The sequence below is a fragment of the Streptomyces sp. NPDC029169 genome, from assembly GCF_055563935.1.
This window is the reverse complement of record NZ_JBVHXA010000010.1, coordinates 226,734-243,087: the sequence shown is the minus strand read 5'-3', so window position 1 is coordinate 243,087 and position 16,354 is coordinate 226,734. Positions and strand designations below refer to the sequence as shown.

Annotated in this window: 10 protein-coding genes; 5 read left to right on the top strand and 5 right to left on the bottom strand. The window is 71.8% G+C overall.

What is annotated here, in order from left to right; translation table 11 throughout:
• Positions 1-10 precede the first annotated feature (10 nt).
• The 5 genes from glgB to ACZ4VI_RS20775 form a co-directional block, all read right to left on the bottom strand.
• On the bottom strand, positions 11-2,287 hold the full coding sequence (glgB, locus tag ACZ4VI_RS20795; RefSeq protein ID WP_468001090.1) for a 1,4-alpha-glucan branching enzyme: 2,277 nt from the start codon (positions 2,285-2,287) through the stop codon (positions 11-13).
• A 190-nt stretch (positions 2,288-2,477) separates the two neighbouring features.
• Positions 2,478-3,827, bottom strand: coding sequence for a maltokinase N-terminal cap-like domain-containing protein (locus tag ACZ4VI_RS20790; RefSeq protein ID WP_468001088.1), 1,350 nt, complete (start codon positions 3,825-3,827; stop codon positions 2,478-2,480).
• A 274-nt stretch (positions 3,828-4,101) separates the two neighbouring features.
• Positions 4,102-5,811 (bottom strand): maltose alpha-D-glucosyltransferase, encoded by a 1,710-nt coding sequence (treS, locus tag ACZ4VI_RS20785; protein ID WP_468001086.1) that lies wholly within the window; start codon positions 5,809-5,811, stop codon positions 4,102-4,104.
• The gene (locus ACZ4VI_RS20780) at positions 5,808-7,793 is read right to left on the bottom strand and encodes an alpha-1,4-glucan--maltose-1-phosphate maltosyltransferase (protein ID WP_468001084.1); all 1,986 of its coding nucleotides are present in this window, start codon (positions 7,791-7,793) and stop codon (positions 5,808-5,810) included. Before ACZ4VI_RS20780 ends, treS begins: the two co-directional genes overlap by 4 nt.
• Positions 7,794-8,217: 424 nt before the next feature.
• Complete coding sequence (locus ACZ4VI_RS20775; RefSeq protein ID WP_468001082.1) at positions 8,218-9,159, bottom strand: SDR family oxidoreductase; 942 nt, start codon at positions 9,157-9,159, stop codon at positions 8,218-8,220.
• Positions 9,160-9,274: 115 nt separating this feature from the next.
• On the opposite strand from ACZ4VI_RS20775, the gene ACZ4VI_RS20770 reads away from it, so the two are divergent.
• The 5 genes from ACZ4VI_RS20770 to ACZ4VI_RS20750 all read left to right on the top strand — a co-directional run bounded on the left by ACZ4VI_RS20770 (position 9,275) and on the right by ACZ4VI_RS20750 (position 16,192).
• Complete coding sequence (locus ACZ4VI_RS20770; RefSeq protein WP_468001080.1) at positions 9,275-10,255, top strand: AraC family transcriptional regulator; 981 nt, start codon at positions 9,275-9,277, stop codon at positions 10,253-10,255.
• A 357-nt stretch (positions 10,256-10,612) separates the two neighbouring features.
• Positions 10,613-12,025 carry a 4-hydroxyphenylacetate 3-hydroxylase family protein gene (locus tag ACZ4VI_RS20765; RefSeq protein WP_468001079.1) on the top strand — a complete coding sequence of 471 codons (1,413 nt, stop codon included), beginning with the start codon at positions 10,613-10,615 and terminating at the stop codon, positions 12,023-12,025.
• Positions 12,022-13,434 carry an MFS transporter gene (locus ACZ4VI_RS20760; protein ID WP_468001077.1) on the top strand — a complete coding sequence of 471 codons (1,413 nt, stop codon included), beginning with the start codon at positions 12,022-12,024 and terminating at the stop codon, positions 13,432-13,434. Before ACZ4VI_RS20765 ends, ACZ4VI_RS20760 begins: the two co-directional genes overlap by 4 nt.
• A 176-nt stretch (positions 13,435-13,610) precedes the next feature.
• The gene (locus tag ACZ4VI_RS20755; protein WP_468001075.1) at positions 13,611-14,810 is read left to right on the top strand and encodes a monodechloroaminopyrrolnitrin synthase PrnB family protein; all 1,200 of its coding nucleotides are present in this window, start codon (positions 13,611-13,613) and stop codon (positions 14,808-14,810) included.
• Positions 14,807-16,192, top strand: coding sequence for an FAD-dependent monooxygenase (locus tag ACZ4VI_RS20750; protein WP_468001073.1), 1,386 nt, complete (start codon positions 14,807-14,809; stop codon positions 16,190-16,192). Before ACZ4VI_RS20755 ends, ACZ4VI_RS20750 begins: the two co-directional genes overlap by 4 nt.
• Positions 16,193-16,354: the final 162 nt, after the last annotated feature.

Here is a 16,354-nt window from a genome sequence, read left to right as displayed (position 1 = left end):
CGCCTGAGCGTCAGGCAGGCCTGAGCCAGACCGTCGCCAGGGGCGGCAGCGTCATCCGTACGCTCGCCGAACGGCCGTGGGACGGCACCGACTCGGTCTTCACCGGGTCCGTGCCGACCACGCCGCTGCCGCCGTACCGCACCGCGTCCGTGTTCAGGACCTCCGCCCAGGCGGCGAACGTGTCCGGGACGCCGAGCCGGAAGTCGTGCCGGACGACCGGGGAGAAGTTGCAGACCGCGAGCAGCGGCGAGCCCTCGGCGTCGTAGCGGAGGAAGGCGAAGACGTTGTCCTCGGCCGCGTCGCCCACCACCCACTGGAAGCCCTCGGGCGCGGTGTCCCGCTCCCACAGCGCCGGGGTCGCCCCGTACACCGTGTTCAGGTCGCGCACCAGGTCCCGTACGCCCCGGTGGTCACCGGCCGAGTGGTACGTCTCGTCCATCAGCCACCACTCGGGACCGTGCTCGGCGGACCACTCCGCGCCCTGGGCGAACTCCTGCCCCATGAAGAGGAGTTGCTTGCCCGGGTGGGCCCACATGAAGCCGAGGTACGCCCGGTGGTTGGCGCGCCGCTGCCACCAGTCGCCGGGCATCTTCGAGACCAGCGCCTGCTTGCCGTGCACGACCTCGTCGTGGGAGATCGGCAGGATGTAGTTCTCGCTGTACGCGTACACCATCGAGAACGTCATCTCGTTGTGGTGGTACTTGCGGTGCACCGGCTCCTTCGAGACGTAGCCGAGGGAGTCGTGCATCCAGCCCATGTTCCACTTCATGCCGAAGCCCAGACCGCCGAAGCCGCCGGGGCCGACCTGGTCGGTCGCCCTCGTCACCCCGTCCCAGGCCGTCGACTCCTCGGCGAAGGTGATGATCCCCGGGCAGCGCCGGTAGACCGTAGCGTTCATCTCCTGGAGGAAGGCGACCGCGTCCAGGTTCTCCCGGCCGCCGAACTCGTTCGGCAGCCACTCGCCGTGCTCGCGCGAGTAGTCGAGGTAGAGCATCGAGGCGACCGCGTCCACGCGCAGGCCGTCGAGGTGGAACTCCTCGCACCAGTACACCGCGTTGGCGACGAGGAAGTTCCGCACCTCCTTGCGGCCGTAGTCGAACTCCAGCGTGCCCCAGTCGGGGTGGGCGGAGCGGCGCGGGTCCTCGTGCTCGTACAGCGGCCGGCCGTCGAACTCCGCGAGCGCCCAGTCGTCGCGCGGGAAGTGCGCGGGCACCCAGTCCATCAGGACCCCGACCCCGGCCCGGTGCAGGGAGTCGACGAGGAACTTGAAGTCGTCGGGGGTGCCCAGGCGGGCGGTCGGCGCGTAGAAGCCGGTGACCTGGTAGCCCCAGGAGCCGCTGAAGGGGTGCTCGGCGACGGCCATGAACTCCACGTGCGTGAAGCCGAGATCGCGGACGTACGCGGGAAGCTGCTCGGCGAGCTGGGGGTACGTCAGGCCGGGCCGCCAGGACGGAAGATGAACCTCGTAGACGGAGAGGGGTGCCTCGTGGTGCGGGCGGCCGCCGCGGCCCGCCATCCATGCCCCGTCGCTCCACTCGTGGTACGAGTCGGTGACGATGGAGGCGGTGTTCGGCGGGCACTCGGTGCGGCGGGCCATCGGGTCGGCGCGCAGCGTGTGGGAGCCGTCGGGGCGGGTGATGTCGAACTTGTAGACCGCGCCCTCGCCGAGCCCGGGCACGAACAGCTCCCAGACGCCCGTCGCGCCGAGGGAGCGCATCGGCAGCCCGGTGCCGTTCCAGTGGTTGAAGTCGCCGGTGACGCGGACGCCGCGGGCGTTGGGGGCCCAGACCGTGAACCGGGTGCCGGTGACGCCCTGGTGGACCATCGGCCGGGCGCCGAGCGCCTTCCACAGCTCCTCGTGCCGGCCCTCGCCGATCAGGTGGAGGTCGAGCTCGCCGAGGGCTGGCAGGAAGCGGTACGGATCCTCGACGGGCAGCTCGTCTCCGTCGTAGCGGACGCGGAGCTCGTACGGGGGGATCTTGCGCAGCAGCGGCAGGAGCGCCGAGAAGAAGCCGTCGCCGTCGTCGTGCAGCACGACGCGCTTGCCCTTGGCGAGGACGGCGACCTCACGGGCGTACGGGCGCAGGACCCGGATCGCGACGCCGCCGCGGACGGGGTGCGCGCCGAGCACCGCGTGCGGGTCGTGGTGCTCCCCGGCGAGCAGTCGCGCCCGGTCCCCGGGGTCGAGCGGCGGCGCCTTCCGTACGGACTGCTGGGCGACCGCGGACCGGGGGGCGGGCGTCTTGGCCGGGGGCGCTGCCGTCTTGCGAGCGGATCGGGCGGTCACGGGGATGCCTCCTGCAAGGGTGTCGGAAGGATGAGCTGAGGAAAATGCGCCGGTTCCCACGCAACCGCAACGCGGCGCCCCCCGCACAGGACACTCGGCCGAACGGGCCTCGGGCACACGTGCGCGTGCACTGCGCGCGCGTCGGGGCAGGGGCCCCGCCCACCCCCGTGTGGGCAACGGCGTCGGGGCGTCACTCCGCTCCCGCCAGGCGTTCGATCGCTGACATGGGGACCGGGAGCCAGTCCGGGCGGTGGCGGGCCTCGTAGAGGACCTCGTAGACCGCCTTGTCCGTTTCGTAGGCGCGCAGCAGCGCCGGGTCCGTGCGGGGGTCCGTGCCCGAGGCCTCCGCGTAGCCCGCGCAGTACGCCGCCCGGCAGCGGGACGCCCACTCGGGCCTCCACGGGCGGTGCGTGCGCGCCGCGTAGTCGAAGGAGCGGAGCATGCCCGCGACGTCGCGGACCGCCGGCTGAGGGCGGCAGCGCTCGGCGAGCGGCTTCGCGGGCTCGCCCTCGAAGTCGATCACCGCCCAGCCGCCGTCCGTCGCCCGCAGCGTCTGCCCCAGGTGCAGATCACCGTGCACCCGCTGGAGCCGCCCCGCGCCCACCGTGTCGCCGGCCGCCGCGAAGACCGCCCGCAGCCCCGGCACGTGCGGCAGCAGCGCCGGCACCGCCTGCGCCGCCGCGTGCAGCCGCTGGTCCATCTCGCCGGCCAGGTGCACCGCCTGCGTCCGCCGCAGCCGCTCCGTCGGCAGCGCCGTCGCGAGCGCGAGGTGCACCTCGGCCGTCGCCCGGCCCAGGGCGTGCGCCTCACTGGTGAACTCCCGGTCCTCCGCAAGCGCGTCGAGAGCCAGCCGCCACCCGTCGCGCGAGTCCCGCAGATACGGCTGGAGGACCCCGAGCGTGCTCGCGCCCGACTCGAACCAGGCCACCGGCGCCGGCACCCGCGCGCACCCGGCCCGGGCGAGCGCGAGCGGCAGCTCCAGGTCCGGATTGACCCCGGGGCTGACCCGCCGGAAGATCTTCAGGATGTACGCATCGCCGTACACGAGCGAGGAGTTGGACTGCTCGGCGTCCAGCATCCGGGGCGCCAGCGACGGCGGCAGCGGGGCCGAGCCGTGGAACTCCAGCGGGCCGATCCGGCCCGGGGTGCGCAGCCGCTCGTAGAGCAGTCCGGCGAGCCGCGGGTCCCGCAGCCCTTCGTAGACCGCCCGGCCGGCCAGCGGCCCCTGCCGGATCCGCCCGATCAGGGCGGGGGCCAGGCGGGGCGGCAGTTGCGTGCGTACACCGAGCAGGAGTTGGTAGCAGTCCGCGGGAGTGCCCGCCGGACGGGCCGGCTGTTCCACCCGTACGAGCAGATGCAGCAGCCCGGGGCCCGTGCCGTCCAGCGGCAGCAGCTCGGTGGCAGCTTCCAGCGTGAATCCGGTGACCCGGCGGCCCTTGCCCGCGAACCAGCGCTGCCGGGGCAGCCATTCATGGAGCAGGGGAGCGAGTGACGGGAGGAGGGCGGCCGGGGCCCGGGTGGTGGAAGCGGTCTCCGGCATGGCATCGCGTCCTTTCCCCGGGGGGCGCAGATTCGAGTTCGCGTGAATCGAGTTCAAATGCGCAGAGTGTCCCGGATGGCGGCTTCGGCTGTCCGGATGTGCGGGACGTGTCGGGAGGGGAAGATCCGTATGGGCCCGACAAGAAGGCCCGTATGGACCTGAATCGACCGTGTGTGGGACACAGTGCCCAGGGTGGCGCGGAGGAAACCCGCCCCACCCCGGGCAGTTGGGCCTTTTTTCGTCAGCCCTTCGTCAGCCCTACGTCAGCCCTGCGTCAGCTCTTCGCCGACCGGGCCTTCTTCAGGCGGAACCAGTAGAAGCCGTGACCCGCCAGCGTCAGCAGATACGGCCACTGCCCGATCGCCGGGAACCGGACCTGACCGATCAGCTCCACCGGACTCATCCCGTCGAACTGCCGCAGGTCCAGCTCCGTCGGCTGCGCGAACCGCGAGAAGTTGTTCACGCAGAGCACCAGGTCGTCGCCGTCCTCCCGGAGGAAGGCGAGCACCGCCGGATTCGACGACGGCAGTTCCGTGTACGAGCCGAGCCCGAAGGCCCGGTTCTGCTTACGGATCTCGATCATCCGCTTCGTCCAGTGGAGCAGCGACGACGGCGAGGCCATCCCGGACTCGACATTGGTCACCTGGTAGCCGTGGACCGGGTCCATGATGGCCGGCAGCGTGAGCCGGCCCGGATCGCAGGACGAGAAGCCCGCGTTCCGGTCCGGCGTCCACTGCATCGGGGTCCGCACCCCGTCCCGGTCGCCGAGCCAGATGTTGTCGCCCATCCCGATCTCGTCGCCGTAGTACAGCACCGGCGAACCCGGCAGCGAGAACAGCAGCGCCGTGAACAGCTCCATCTGCTTGCGGTCGTTGTCGAGCAGCGGCGCGAGCCGCCGCCGGATGCCGATGTTCGCCCGCATCCGGGGATCCTTGGCGTACTCCGCGTACATGTAGTCGCGCTCTTCGTCCGTGACCATCTCGAGCGTCAGCTCGTCGTGGTTGCGCAGGAAGATGCCCCACTGGCAGCGGGCCGGGATCGCCGGGGTCTTGGCCAGGATCTCCGAGACCGGGTGGCGCGACTCCCGCCGTACCGCCATGAAGATCCGCGGCATCACCGGGAAGTGGAACGCCATGTGGCACTCGTCGCCGCCCGAGGCGAAGTCCCCGAAGTAGTCGACCACGTCCTCCGGCCACTGGTTGGCCTCGGCGAGCAGCACCGTGTCCGGGTAGTGGTCGTCGATCTCCTTGCGGAGCCGCTTGAGGAAGGTGTGGGTGGCCGGGAGGTTCTCGCAGTTGGTCCCCTCCTGCTGGTACAGGTACGGCACCGCGTCGAGCCGGAAGCCGTCGATGCCGAGGTCCAGCCAGAACTTCAGCGCCGAGAGGATCTCCTCCTGCACCGCAGGGTTCTCGTAGTTGAGATCCGGCTGGTGCGAGAAGAACCGGTGCCAGTAGTACTGCTTGCGCACCGGGTCGAAGGTCCAGTTCGACGTCTCCGTGTCGACGAAGATGATCCGGGCGTCCTGGAACTGCTTGTCGTCGTCGGCCCAGACGTAGTAGTCCCCGTACGGCCCGTCGGGGTGCTCGCGCGACTCCAGGAACCACGGGTGCGCGTCGCTCGTGTGGTTCATGACGAAGTCGATGATCACGCGCATGCCGCGCTGGTGCGCCGCGTCGACGAACTCCACGAAGTCGGCGAGATCACCGAACTCGGGCAGCACGGAGGTGTAGTCGGCGACGTCGTAGCCGCCGTCCCGCAGCGGGGACTTGAAGAACGGCGGCAGCCAGAGGCAGTCGACGCCCAGCCACTGCAGGTAGTCCAGCCTGGACGTGATGCCCTTGAGGTCGCCTACGCCGTCCCCGTTGCTGTCCTGGAAGGACCGCACGAGCACTTCGTAGAAGACGGCCCGCTTGAACCAGTCCGGGTCACGGTCCTTGGCGGGCGTGTCCTCGAAGGTGTCAGGGACGGGTTCGTTGACTGTCATGGTGTGGGTGACCCTCCGGTCGACGGGGACGGTCGCAGGGTGAGGATGTGCGCGGGCGTGACGCCCGGCTCGAGGCGCACATAGTTGGCCCTGCCCCAGTGATAGGTCTCGCCGGTGAGCTCGTCGCGCACCGGTACGGTCTCGTGCCAGTCGAGGCCGAGTTCCGGCATGTCCAACGAGACCGTGGCCTCCTGGGTGTGGTGAGGATCGAGGTTGGCGACCACCAGAACGGTGTTCGAGCCCGAGCGCTTGCTGTACGCGATCACGGCGTCGTTGTCGGTGGTGTGGAAGTGCAGGTTCCGCAGTCGGCGCAGGGCCGGGTGGCGGCGCCTGACCCGGTTGAGCGTGGTGATCAGGGGAGCGATCGAGGCACCCGTGCGCTCCGCCGACTCCCAGTCGCGGGGCCGCAGTTGGTACTTCTCCGAGTCCAGGTACTCCTCGCTGCCGTCCCGCAGCGGCGTGTTCTCGCACAGCTCGTAGCCGGCATACATGCCCCAGGCCGGCGAGAGGGTGGCGGCGAGCACCGCCCGCACCTCGAAGGCCGGCCGGCCGCCCTGCTGGAGGTAGGCGTGCAGGATGTCGGGGGTGTTCACGAAGAAGTTCGGCCGCATGGAGGCCGCCGCGTCCCCGGACAGCTCCGTCAGGTACTCCGTGAGCTCCGCCTTGGTGTTGCGCCAGGTGAAGTACGTGTACGACTGCTGGAAGCCGATCGCGCCGAGGGTGCGCATCATCGCGGGCCGCGTGAAGGCCTCCGCCAGGAAGATCACGTCCGGGTCGGCCCGGTTGATCTCGCCGATGACCCGCTCCCAGAACACCACGGGCTTGGTGTGCGGGTTGTCGACGCGGAAGATCCGTACGCCGTGGTCCATCCAGTGCCGCAGGACGCGCACGGTCTCGGCGACGATGCCGTCCATGTCCTTGTCGAACGCGATCGGATAGATGTCCTGGTACTTCTTCGGCGGGTTCTCGGCGTACGCGATCGAGCCGTCCGGGCGGTGGTGGAACCACTCCGGGTGCTTCTCCACCCACGGGTGGTCGGGCGAGCACTGGAGCGCGAAGTCCAGCGCGATCTCCAGGCGCAGTTCGCGGGCGCGCGCCACGAAGGCGTCGAAGTCCTCGATCGTGCCCAGGTCCGGGTGGACCGCGTCGTGGCCGCCCTCCGGCGAGCCGATCGCCCACGGCACGCCGACGTCGTTCGGGCCGGCCGAGAGCGCGTTGTTGGGGCCCTTGCGGTGGGTGGTGCCGATGGGGTGGATGGGTGGCAGGTAGACGACGTCGAAGCCCATCGCGGCGATGGCCGGCAGCCGCTCGGCGGCGGTACGGAACGTTCCGGGCCTGGTCCGGCCCCGTACCTTCTTCACGCCCTCCGAGCGCGGGAAGAACTCGTACCAGGAGCCGAACAGCGCCCGCTCGCGCTCCACCTGGAGCGGCAACGCGGGGGAGGAGCTGACCAGTTCACGCAGCGGGTGCCGATCGAGGGCCTCGGTCACGCGCGGGGCGAGCGCCGCCGCGAGGCGGGCGGCGGCCGGCCGGGACTCGTCGCGCAGCGCGTCGGCGGCGGCCAGGACGGCCTCCCGCCCGCCGCCCTTCTTCGGGACGCCCTTCGCGGCGCGCTCGTGCAGCTCGGCGCCCTCGGCGAGGACGAGCTCGGAGTCGATCCCCGCCGGGATCTTGATCTTCGCGGTGTGCCGCCAGGTGGCGAGGGGGTCGCTCCACGCCTCGACCGCGTACGTCCACAGCCCCTCGGCGTCCGGCGTGACCTCGGCGCCCCACCGGTCGGTACCGGGGGCGAGTTCACGCATCGGGATCCAGGGGCCGGGACGGCCGGACGGGCCGCGCAGCACGACATTGGCGGCGACGGCGTCGTGGCCCTCGCGGAAGACGGTCGCCGAGACCTCGAAGGTCTCACCGGCCACCGCCTTCGCGGGGCGGCGGCCGCAGTCGACCAGCGGGCGGACGTCCAGAACGGGAATGCGTCCCATGAGCGGATTCACAGCATCACCTGAGGGGGTACGGGGGTGCGGGTGGTGGTGCGCTCTTTGTAGCTCCGTCGACGGCTGGCGGGTTGCGGGCATGGCCGCTCCTGTCCGCGTTCACTCGGATGGCGGGTCTACGGGGGTGTACGTACGAGGGTGTGTGCTACGGGGTGTTACGCGGTGTACCGGGGGAGCCTTCCACCGACTTCGGGTGGGCAATCCGGCGCTTTGTTACCTACTCGGGCGTAGAGGCGCGGGCAAGGACATCCGCACGACAAACCGGCCCCGTCCGGGGAGGACGAGGCCGGTTGTGAGGTTGTGGCGGACTGTCAGCTCTGGGCCGAGGCAACCGGCCCAGGGGCTGGCGGACCGTCAGCCCTGAGCCGAGGGGACCGGCCCGTCGTTGAGGTCTTCTTCTTCTGGCGGGCGGTCAGCCCTGGGGCGAGGGCGACTGCTCCTCCGTGTCGCCGGACCACATCTGCCACGGCTGGCGCGTCACCCACTCCTCCACCGGAGCCGACCCCACCCCGAGCGCCTCCGCCGACACCCCGTCGTCGGCCGCCAGGAGCAGCGGGTCGGCGCCCGTCGCCATGTAGTGGTAGATCCCCGCGACGCCGGCCGCCGTCTCCGGCCCGAGCAGCTGGCCGAGCCCGCGCTCGAACACCTCCGGCGCAAGCTGCAGATACCGCACCGAACGGCCGAGCCCCCGGCTGAACGCGGCCGCCAGCTCCTCCCCGGTCAGCGACCGCGTCCCGCCGATGTCGAAGGTGCGGCCCTCCAGACCCTCCACGGTCAGCGCCGCGTGCACCGCCTCCGCCAGGTCCCGGTGCGACAGCCAGGCCGTCGGCGTGGACGCGGGCAGCGGATAGGCCAGGATCCCCTCGTTCACCAGCGCGGGGCCGTTCCATGGCGAGAAGAGGTTGTCCAGATAGACCGGCGGCCGTACGACGACCAGCGGGACGCCACTGCTCCGCAGCTCCTCCTCGGCGATCCGCCGCGTCTCGAACGCGTCCACCGAGGTCGGGCCGTGCGGGACACGGGTGTTGGCGTTGAAGACCAGCCGCACGGTTCCGGCTGCCAGGGCGGAGAGCGCGATGTTCCGGGCGTAGCGGCGTATCCGGTCCGCGTCGTACACCAGCGGCATCGTCACCACGGCGTGCGTCGTCCCCTCGAAGAGCCGCCGTACGTCCGCCGGTCGCGTCAGGTCGCCCGCGACGAAGAAGGCGCCGGGCAGCGGCGGACGGTCGCCCTGGGGGCGACGGGTGAGCGTCCGCACCCGGTGGTGCCGCTCGATGAGCAGACGCGCCATCGCGCCACCCTGGAAGCCGGTCGCTCCCACGACCGCGACCCGCATCGGAATCTGACTGGACATGTGTCGTTGAGGCCCTTCGATAGGGTGTGGCTGCTGCCGTGACGTCTCCTCAGGCTGGCGGCGGCGGCTCACACCGTTCAATTAACAAACCGGGGCGGAAGTTGAAGGATCGTCCATGGACACCGTGGCAACCGACCGTGACGACCGGCGTGAGGAAGACGAGACCCACGACCTCCTGAGCGAACTGCTCAAACCGCTTCGCCTCACCGGCGTCTTCGACAGCCGCTGGCACGTCCGCGCGCCCTGGGGCATCGAAGGGGACCATGAGGAGAGCTGCGCGGTGCTCCACTACATCGTCGAGGGAAGCTGCTGGATCACCGGCGAGGGCCACGCCCCGCTGGAGCTGCTCGCCGGCGACCTGATCGTGTTCCCGACGGGCACCGCCCACCGGCTCGCCGACCGGCCCGACCGCCAGGCCGTGCCGCTCAGGTCCGTGCTGCCTGAGCGCAAGCCCGGCACGTCCGGTGAGATCCGCCTCGGCGGCAACGGCCCCGAAGGCCGCCTGCTGTGCGCCGGACTCCACTACGACGCCGGGGCCGCCAGCGGGCTCTACACTGCGCTGCCCTGGGCGCTCGTCCTCGACGGCGCCCAGGTCGACCGCGAACCACTGCTCCGCGACACCCTGCGGCTGCTCGCCGCCCCCGACCGCCCGACCGGCCCCGGCGACCGCCTGATCACCCTGCGCGCCTTCGAGATGGCCTTCGTCCTCGCACTCCGCCCGCTGCTCCGCGACCTCGCGGACAACCCGGCCTCACTGCCCCTGCTCCGCCACCCCGGCATCAGCCAGGCCCTGGTGGTGATCGCCACCCGCTTCGCCCAGCCCTGGACCATCGACTCCCTCGCCCGCGAGGTCGGCATGTCCCGCTCGGCGTTCACCGCCGCCTTCCGCGACCTGGTCGGCGAATCCCCGGCCCGCCACCTCACCTCCCGCCGCATGCAGGAAGCCGCCCGCCTCCTGTCCGAAACCTCCCTCCCCCAGTCGGCCGTCCCGTCCCGGGTCGGCTACCAGAGCGCGGTCGGCTTTCACCTGGCGTTCCGGAAGTGGTTCGGGATGACGCCGGGGGAGTACCGGTCGGGGGTCGACAGGGCGGCGTGACAGCGAATGTCGCCGACTCCCAACCGACCGGAGGCATGCGACGACCACACGTTCCCTGGACGGGTCCGGGATCGAGGATCCCGGCAGCCTGGCTCACGAGGCGCGCGAGGGGGGAGGCGCTCTCGGCGCCCTCCGTGGCGGCGACTGCTGTTGTTCACCGACGTACCTGGTTCGTGGCCAAGTAGTTCGGTAATCGGTCGCTCACCGTGCGCGATCTGCGCAAAAGCCGCGTGAACGGCGGGCGACTGGCCGGTTCTTAAGGACCGCTGGACGGTCGTTCATTGCCTCGTGCGTCCTGGGCCGTGAAGGCTCGGGACCGGCAGTCCGCCGTGACACGCGAGGAGAGGCGATATCACCGTGACGAGGTCCGGGCAGGAGTATCTGGAGGCGCTGCGTGACGGGCGCGAGATCTGGCTCGACGGGGAGCGGATCAAGGACGTCACCGCGCACCCCGCCTTCCGGGCCACCGCGGCCTCCTTCGCCGGGCTCTTCGACCTCGCGCACGACTCGCCGCACTCCCCGGATCTCGTGGCGGGCGGGGTGCACCGGGCGTTCGCCGTGCCGCGGTCGTACGAGGACCTGGTCGCGCGGCGACGGGCGTACAAGGTGTGGGCCGAGGCTAGTTACGGGTTTCTCGGCCGGACGCCCGACTACATGGCCTCCGGCGCCGCCGGGTTCGCCGCCGCGCCCGAGGTGTTCGACAGAGGTGATTTCAAAGGGGGCGAGAACGCCCTTGCCTTCCATCGGCGGCTCGCCGAGAGCGGGCTCTACTGTGCCTTCACCATCACCGATCCCGCCTGCGACGGCGTCCGCGTCGTCGAGGAGCGTGACGGGGGGATCGTCGTGCGCGGGGCCAAGACCATCGGCACCGGGGCCGTCTTCGCCGACGAGATCCTTGTCGGGACCATTGAGCCGCTCCCGGCCGAGGACGTCGAGCGGGCCGTCTGCTTCTCCGTACGAGTCGATACCCCCGGGCTCAAGCTTGTCTCCCGTACCTCTTACGAAGGCAACGCCCGGTCCGTCTTCGATCACCCGCTCTCCTCCCGCTACGACGAGAACGACGCCCTGCTCGTCTGCGACGACGTGTTCGTGCCCTGGGAACGTGTGCTGACCTACCGGGACGTGGCCGCGACGGGCGCCATGTGGTGGGAGACGCCCGCCTATCTGAACTTCACGCACCAGTCGTCCACCCGGTTCTGGACCAAGCTGGAGTTCCTCACCGGGCTTGCGATTCTTGTCGCCCGGTCGAACGGTACAGAGAAGATTCCCCAGGTCACTCAGGCCATCGGGCGGCTCCTCGGGATGGTCGCCCAGGCCAAGGCGTTCGTCCTGGGGGCGGAGGCCTCGTGGGAGCCGGTCGGGGGTGGGCGGGGCGGGGTGCGGCCCGGGCGGGAGATCTCCTTCGCCCAGCGGATCATGGCCGGCGAGCTGTACCCGCGGGCCGTCCAGGACATCAAGCTGCTCGCCGGCGGGGCGATCATCCAGACTCCCGCCAGTGGGCGTGATCTGCTCCATCCTGAGCTGGGGCCGATGATCAGTGCATACGTCCGTACAGTCGGTGATCCCGCCGAGGACCGGCTCAAGCTTCTCAAGCTCGCCTGGGACGCCCTCGGTTCGGAGTTCGCCGGCCGCCACGAGCAGTACGAGCGCTTCTACCAGGGCGCCCCGCACGTCTACCTCACCATGCAGACCTGGGCCGGCGCGGCCGATGACTGCGAGAGCCTGGCGCAGGCCTGCCTGGACGGGTACGACCTGGGGACGACGAAGTGACGGCTCCCCGCGCCGCCCTCGTCCTGCTCGCCGCCACCCAGCTGCTGCTGATCCTCGACACCGCGATCGTCAACGTCGCTCTGCCCTCCATCGGGGATGACCTCGGGGCGGACTCGGCTGGTCTTTCCTGGGTCGCCAACGCTTATCTCATCGCCTTCGGTGGGCTGTTGCTCCTCGGCGGGCGCGCCGCCGACCTGCTCGGGCACCGGCGGGTCTTCCTCGCCGGGCTCGTGCTGCTCGCCGCCGCCTCCGCGCTCGGCGCGCTCGCGCCGGGCGCGGGTGTCCTGGTCGCCGCCCGGGCCGCGCAGGGTGTCGGCGCCGCGCTCGCCGCGGCCGCGGCCTTCGCCCTGCTGCTCGTCCTCTTCCCCGACGGGCCCGACCGGCACAGGGCGCTCGGCGCGTTCGCCGCGATGGGCGGTCTGGGCGGCGTCCTCGGTACCGTACTCGGCGGAGTCCTCACCGACCTCCTCGGCTGGCGCTCCACGCTCTGGCTCAATGTCCTCGCCGCCGCCGTACTGATGTTCTGGGGTTCCGTCGTTCTGCGAGTCAAGAACCTCCGCGTCACTTCGCCCGGCTTCGACCTCGTCGGTGCCTTCACCGTCACCGCCGGGCTTGCGCTCGTCGCGTACGCGCTCGTCGGTGCCGCCGACCACGGTTGGGTGTCCTGGCCGAGCCTCGGCGCGGGCGGTATCGGAGTCGTTCTGCTCGCCCTGTTCGCCTTCGTCGAGACCCGCGCCGCCCGGCCCCTCGTGCCGCCCGCCGTCCTCGCCCGGCCCGCGCTCCGGCTCGCCAACATCCTCAGCGCCCTCGCCCAGATGGCGCTGTTCCCGATGTTCTTCCTGGTCAGCCTCTATCTGCAGAGCGTCCTCGGGTACGCCCCCCTCGGCGGCGGCCTCGGTCTCCTGCCGCTCTCGCTGGTCGTCGTCGCGGTCGCCCCGCAGACCGGCCGGCTCATCTACCGGTTCGGCCTGACCCGGGCCATGACCCTCGCTTTCGTGCTGCTGTGCGCGGGTACGGTGTGGCTCGCCCTTGCGCTCCGGCCCGACGGCACGTTCTTCACGACCGTCCTCGCGCCCAGCCTGCTCCTCGGCGTCGCCCTGCCGCTGGTCATGGTCACCACGAACGTGGCCGCCACCGCCGACGCCGCTCCCGAGGAGACCGGCCTCGCCTCCGGACTCGTCAACACCGCCCAGCAGTTCGGCTCGGTGCTCGGCCTCGCCGTCCTGGTGGCCGTCGCCACCACCCGTACCGATTCGGCCACCGCGGCCGCTCAGACCGGCGGCTTCCGGGCTGCCCTGCTCGTCGGCGGGGCCTTCGCCGCCATCGCCGCGGTGATCTCCCTACGCTTGCGCGTGCCCATGCCCACCCCGGCGCCGCCACGCCAGGGACGTGTGGCCGAACCGAGGTGACCCCCGTGACCACGGTGACCACGTAGACCCGGCGAGTGAGCCGAAGGACGCCGCGGGTGTCGGAGGGGAGATGGCGCGCAGGTCCCGAGGAACGCGGGACGGAGGCGCCATCGACCGCCGACGCATGCCCACGGCGCCCGGAGGTGAGCGAGCCCCAATCAGAGGGGGCAATTCCGTTGGCCCTGTACGACCTTGTCGCGCCCCGACTCGAGGAACGCGGCGACCCGCGCTACCGCATAGCCGACATACGCGACGCCGACCCGCTCGGCGCCGACGCCCTGCTCGCCGCGGTGCCCGCGATGAACGCCCGTGGCGATGTGCCCGCGCTCACCGTCGCCCTGCGGGCCCTCCTCCCGGACCGCGAGCTCGCCGCCGAGTGGAGCGTGGTCGACGCGCTCGCCGCGATGCGCGACCTCGGCATCCTGCTCGGCTCGCTGAAACGTCACGGCACGCAGCCCACGGCCGCCGTCCCCGAGGTCCTCCCGGTCCTCGAACTCCTCGGCCGGCGCACCGACATGGTGCCCCGCGACACCGTCCATCACTACACGACCTGGAACCCGCTCGGCCCGCGCCGACGGATGTACACCGGCGACGCCATGGAGGCCCACCTCCAGGACGCCGTCCGGATGGCGTTCCCCGGCCTCGTCGCCGCCCTGGACACCTGTGCCCGGCTCGCGGCGCTCGAACCGTACGACCCCGGCTTCGCGGTCGCCCTCGACCGCACCGCCCACCACGTCCAGTCGATGGTCGACGCCATCGACTTCACCGTCGCCCATGTCAGCCCGGAGTACTTCGCGCTGACCCTGCGCCCGTACTTCGAGGAGATCGACGTCGCAGGCCGCGACTACCTCGGCCCCGCCGCCGCCCAGGTCCCCCTCTGGCTGGTCGACCTGACGCTCTGGCAGTGCGACCGCTCCGACCCGGCGTACGACGCGTTCCTCGCCGACTCCGTCCAGTACAGCCTGCCGTCCTGGCGGGACTTCCATGCCCAGTACGCGGGTGGGATCTCCGCCGTCAGCAAGCTCTCCGCCGCCGTCAGCTGGGAGAGCGGCCACCGGCTGCCCCCGCAACTGGCCGCCTCCGCGCACGCGCTCGGCCGGGTCCTGAAGATCCTCAAGACCTTCCGCGCCCGCCACATCGGCATCGCCCGCAAGGCCTACGCGGACGACGTGCGGCTCTACGACGAGGGAAGCGGCGGCGCCCCCGTCGCCCTGCTGCGCTCGATACTCGACCTGACCAGGGACAACGACACGCTGGTGCGCCAGGCGGCCCGCGGCGCCTCGGGGGCGGCCCGTTCGGGCGCCTGTCGGGCGGGGGTCGAGAGCGCCAGGGCGGCGGCCGAGAGCGCCCCGGCCTACCAAGGGGGAGACCGATGACGTTCCCCGGTCCGTACGACTCGGCCTCCCCCGGTCCGTACGACTTGGCGTCCCCCGCTCCGTACGACTCGGCGTCCCCCGCCCTCCACGTCGTCGTCGCCGGCGGCGGCATCGCGGGGCTCACCGCCGCCCTCGCCCTGCACGCCGCCGGGTTCGAGCGCGTCACCGTCGTCGAGTCCGTCCGCGAGAGCCGCCCGGTCGGCGCCGGCCTCAACCTGATGCCCCCCGCCGTCCGCGAACTGGACGCGCTCGGCCTGCTTCCCGCCCTCGAAGCCGGGGCCCTGCGCACCCGCGAACTGCGCTACTACCACCGCTCCGGCGGCCTGATCTCCCGCGAGCCCCGCGGCCTGGGCGCCGGCTACCGGTGGCCCCAGCTCTCGATCCATCGCGCCCACCTCCAGGAGGTGCTCGCCGAGGCGGTACGGGAACGGCTCGGCGCCGCCGCCCTGGTGACCGGCGTCCGGGTGACCGGGGTCGAGCCGCTGCCCGACGGCCGCCCCCGTATCCAGTTGGTCCACCGCGACGGCGCCGTCCGGGGCCGGGCCTCCCTCGAACCGGACGTGCTCGTCGGCGCGGACGGCATCCGCTCGGCCGTCCGGGCGGCGCTCAACCCCGGCGAGGGCGCCCCGCCGTGGAACGGGACCCTGGTGTGGCGGGGGGTCTCCCGGATGCCCGCCCGGTCCGTCGGCACGTTCATGCTCATCGCGGGCGACGACCGGCAGAAGGCCGTGGTCTACCCGATGAGCAGGCCCTCAGGACCCTTCCGCGAGGTCCTGGTGAACTGGGCCCTCGCCCACCCGGCGGACGAGGCGGACGAGCGGTACCTGGGGGACTGGAACCGGCCCGTCCCCGTGGAGTCGTTCCTGCACCACTACGAGGGCTGGGAGTTCGACGGCGTCAGCGTCCCCGAGGTGCTCCGGGCCGCCACCACCGCCCACGAGTACCCGATGGTCGACCGCGAGCCCCTGGCGCGGTGGAGCCACGGCCGTACCACCCTCATCGGCGACGCGGCCCACGCGATGTACCCGATCGGCTCCAACGGCGCGTCGCAGTCCATCCTCGACGCGCGCGCCCTCGCCCACGCCCTCGCGCGCCACCACGACCCGGCCGAGGCCCTCGCCGCCTACGAGGCGGACCGCCGGCCCGTCACCACCGAACTCCAGCGCGCCAACCGGCGCCTCGGCCCCGAGGTCGTCATCAATCTGGCGCACCAGCGGGCCCCGCACGGCTTCACCGACATCCACCAGGTGATCCCCGCCGCCGAACTGGCCGACATCGCCACCCGCTACACCGCCACCGGAGCGGCCGAACCGACCACCGTCAACCTCGGCTCGCCCTACGAGGTGCGGCCCGGCGACCTTTCCGTCGGCGCGCCGAGCTGACGCCAATCCCGGGCCACGGCACGACCCCGATGCGCTGACGCCCCTCCCGGGCCACGGCACGACCCCCGCGCGCCGTGGCCCGGGAGCGCGGGGGTGGCTTACCTTCGGTGGATGCACAGCCGACCGCACAGCGTGGTGCACCGGCTCCGCTCCGTACTCCCC

Bases quoted from the DNA above. Each gene is read 5' to 3' on its own strand.
- ACZ4VI_RS20790 (WP_468001088.1), bottom strand. From the start codon at position 3,827: ATGCCGGAGACCGCTTCCACCACCCGGGCCCCGGCCGCCCTCCTCCCG.
- treS (WP_468001086.1), bottom strand. From the start codon at position 5,811: ATGACAGTCAACGAACCCGTCCCTGACACCTTCGAGGACACGCCCGCC.
- ACZ4VI_RS20780 (WP_468001084.1), bottom strand. From the start codon at position 7,793: ATGGGACGCATTCCCGTTCTGGACGTCCGCCCGCTGGTCGACTGCGGC.
- ACZ4VI_RS20775 (WP_468001082.1), bottom strand. From the start codon at position 9,159: ATGTCCAGTCAGATTCCGATGCGGGTCGCGGTCGTGGGAGCGACCGGC.
- ACZ4VI_RS20770 (WP_468001080.1), top strand. From the start codon at position 9,275: ATGGACACCGTGGCAACCGACCGTGACGACCGGCGTGAGGAAGACGAG.
- ACZ4VI_RS20750 (WP_468001073.1), top strand. From the start codon at position 14,807: ATGACGTTCCCCGGTCCGTACGACTCGGCCTCCCCCGGTCCGTACGAC.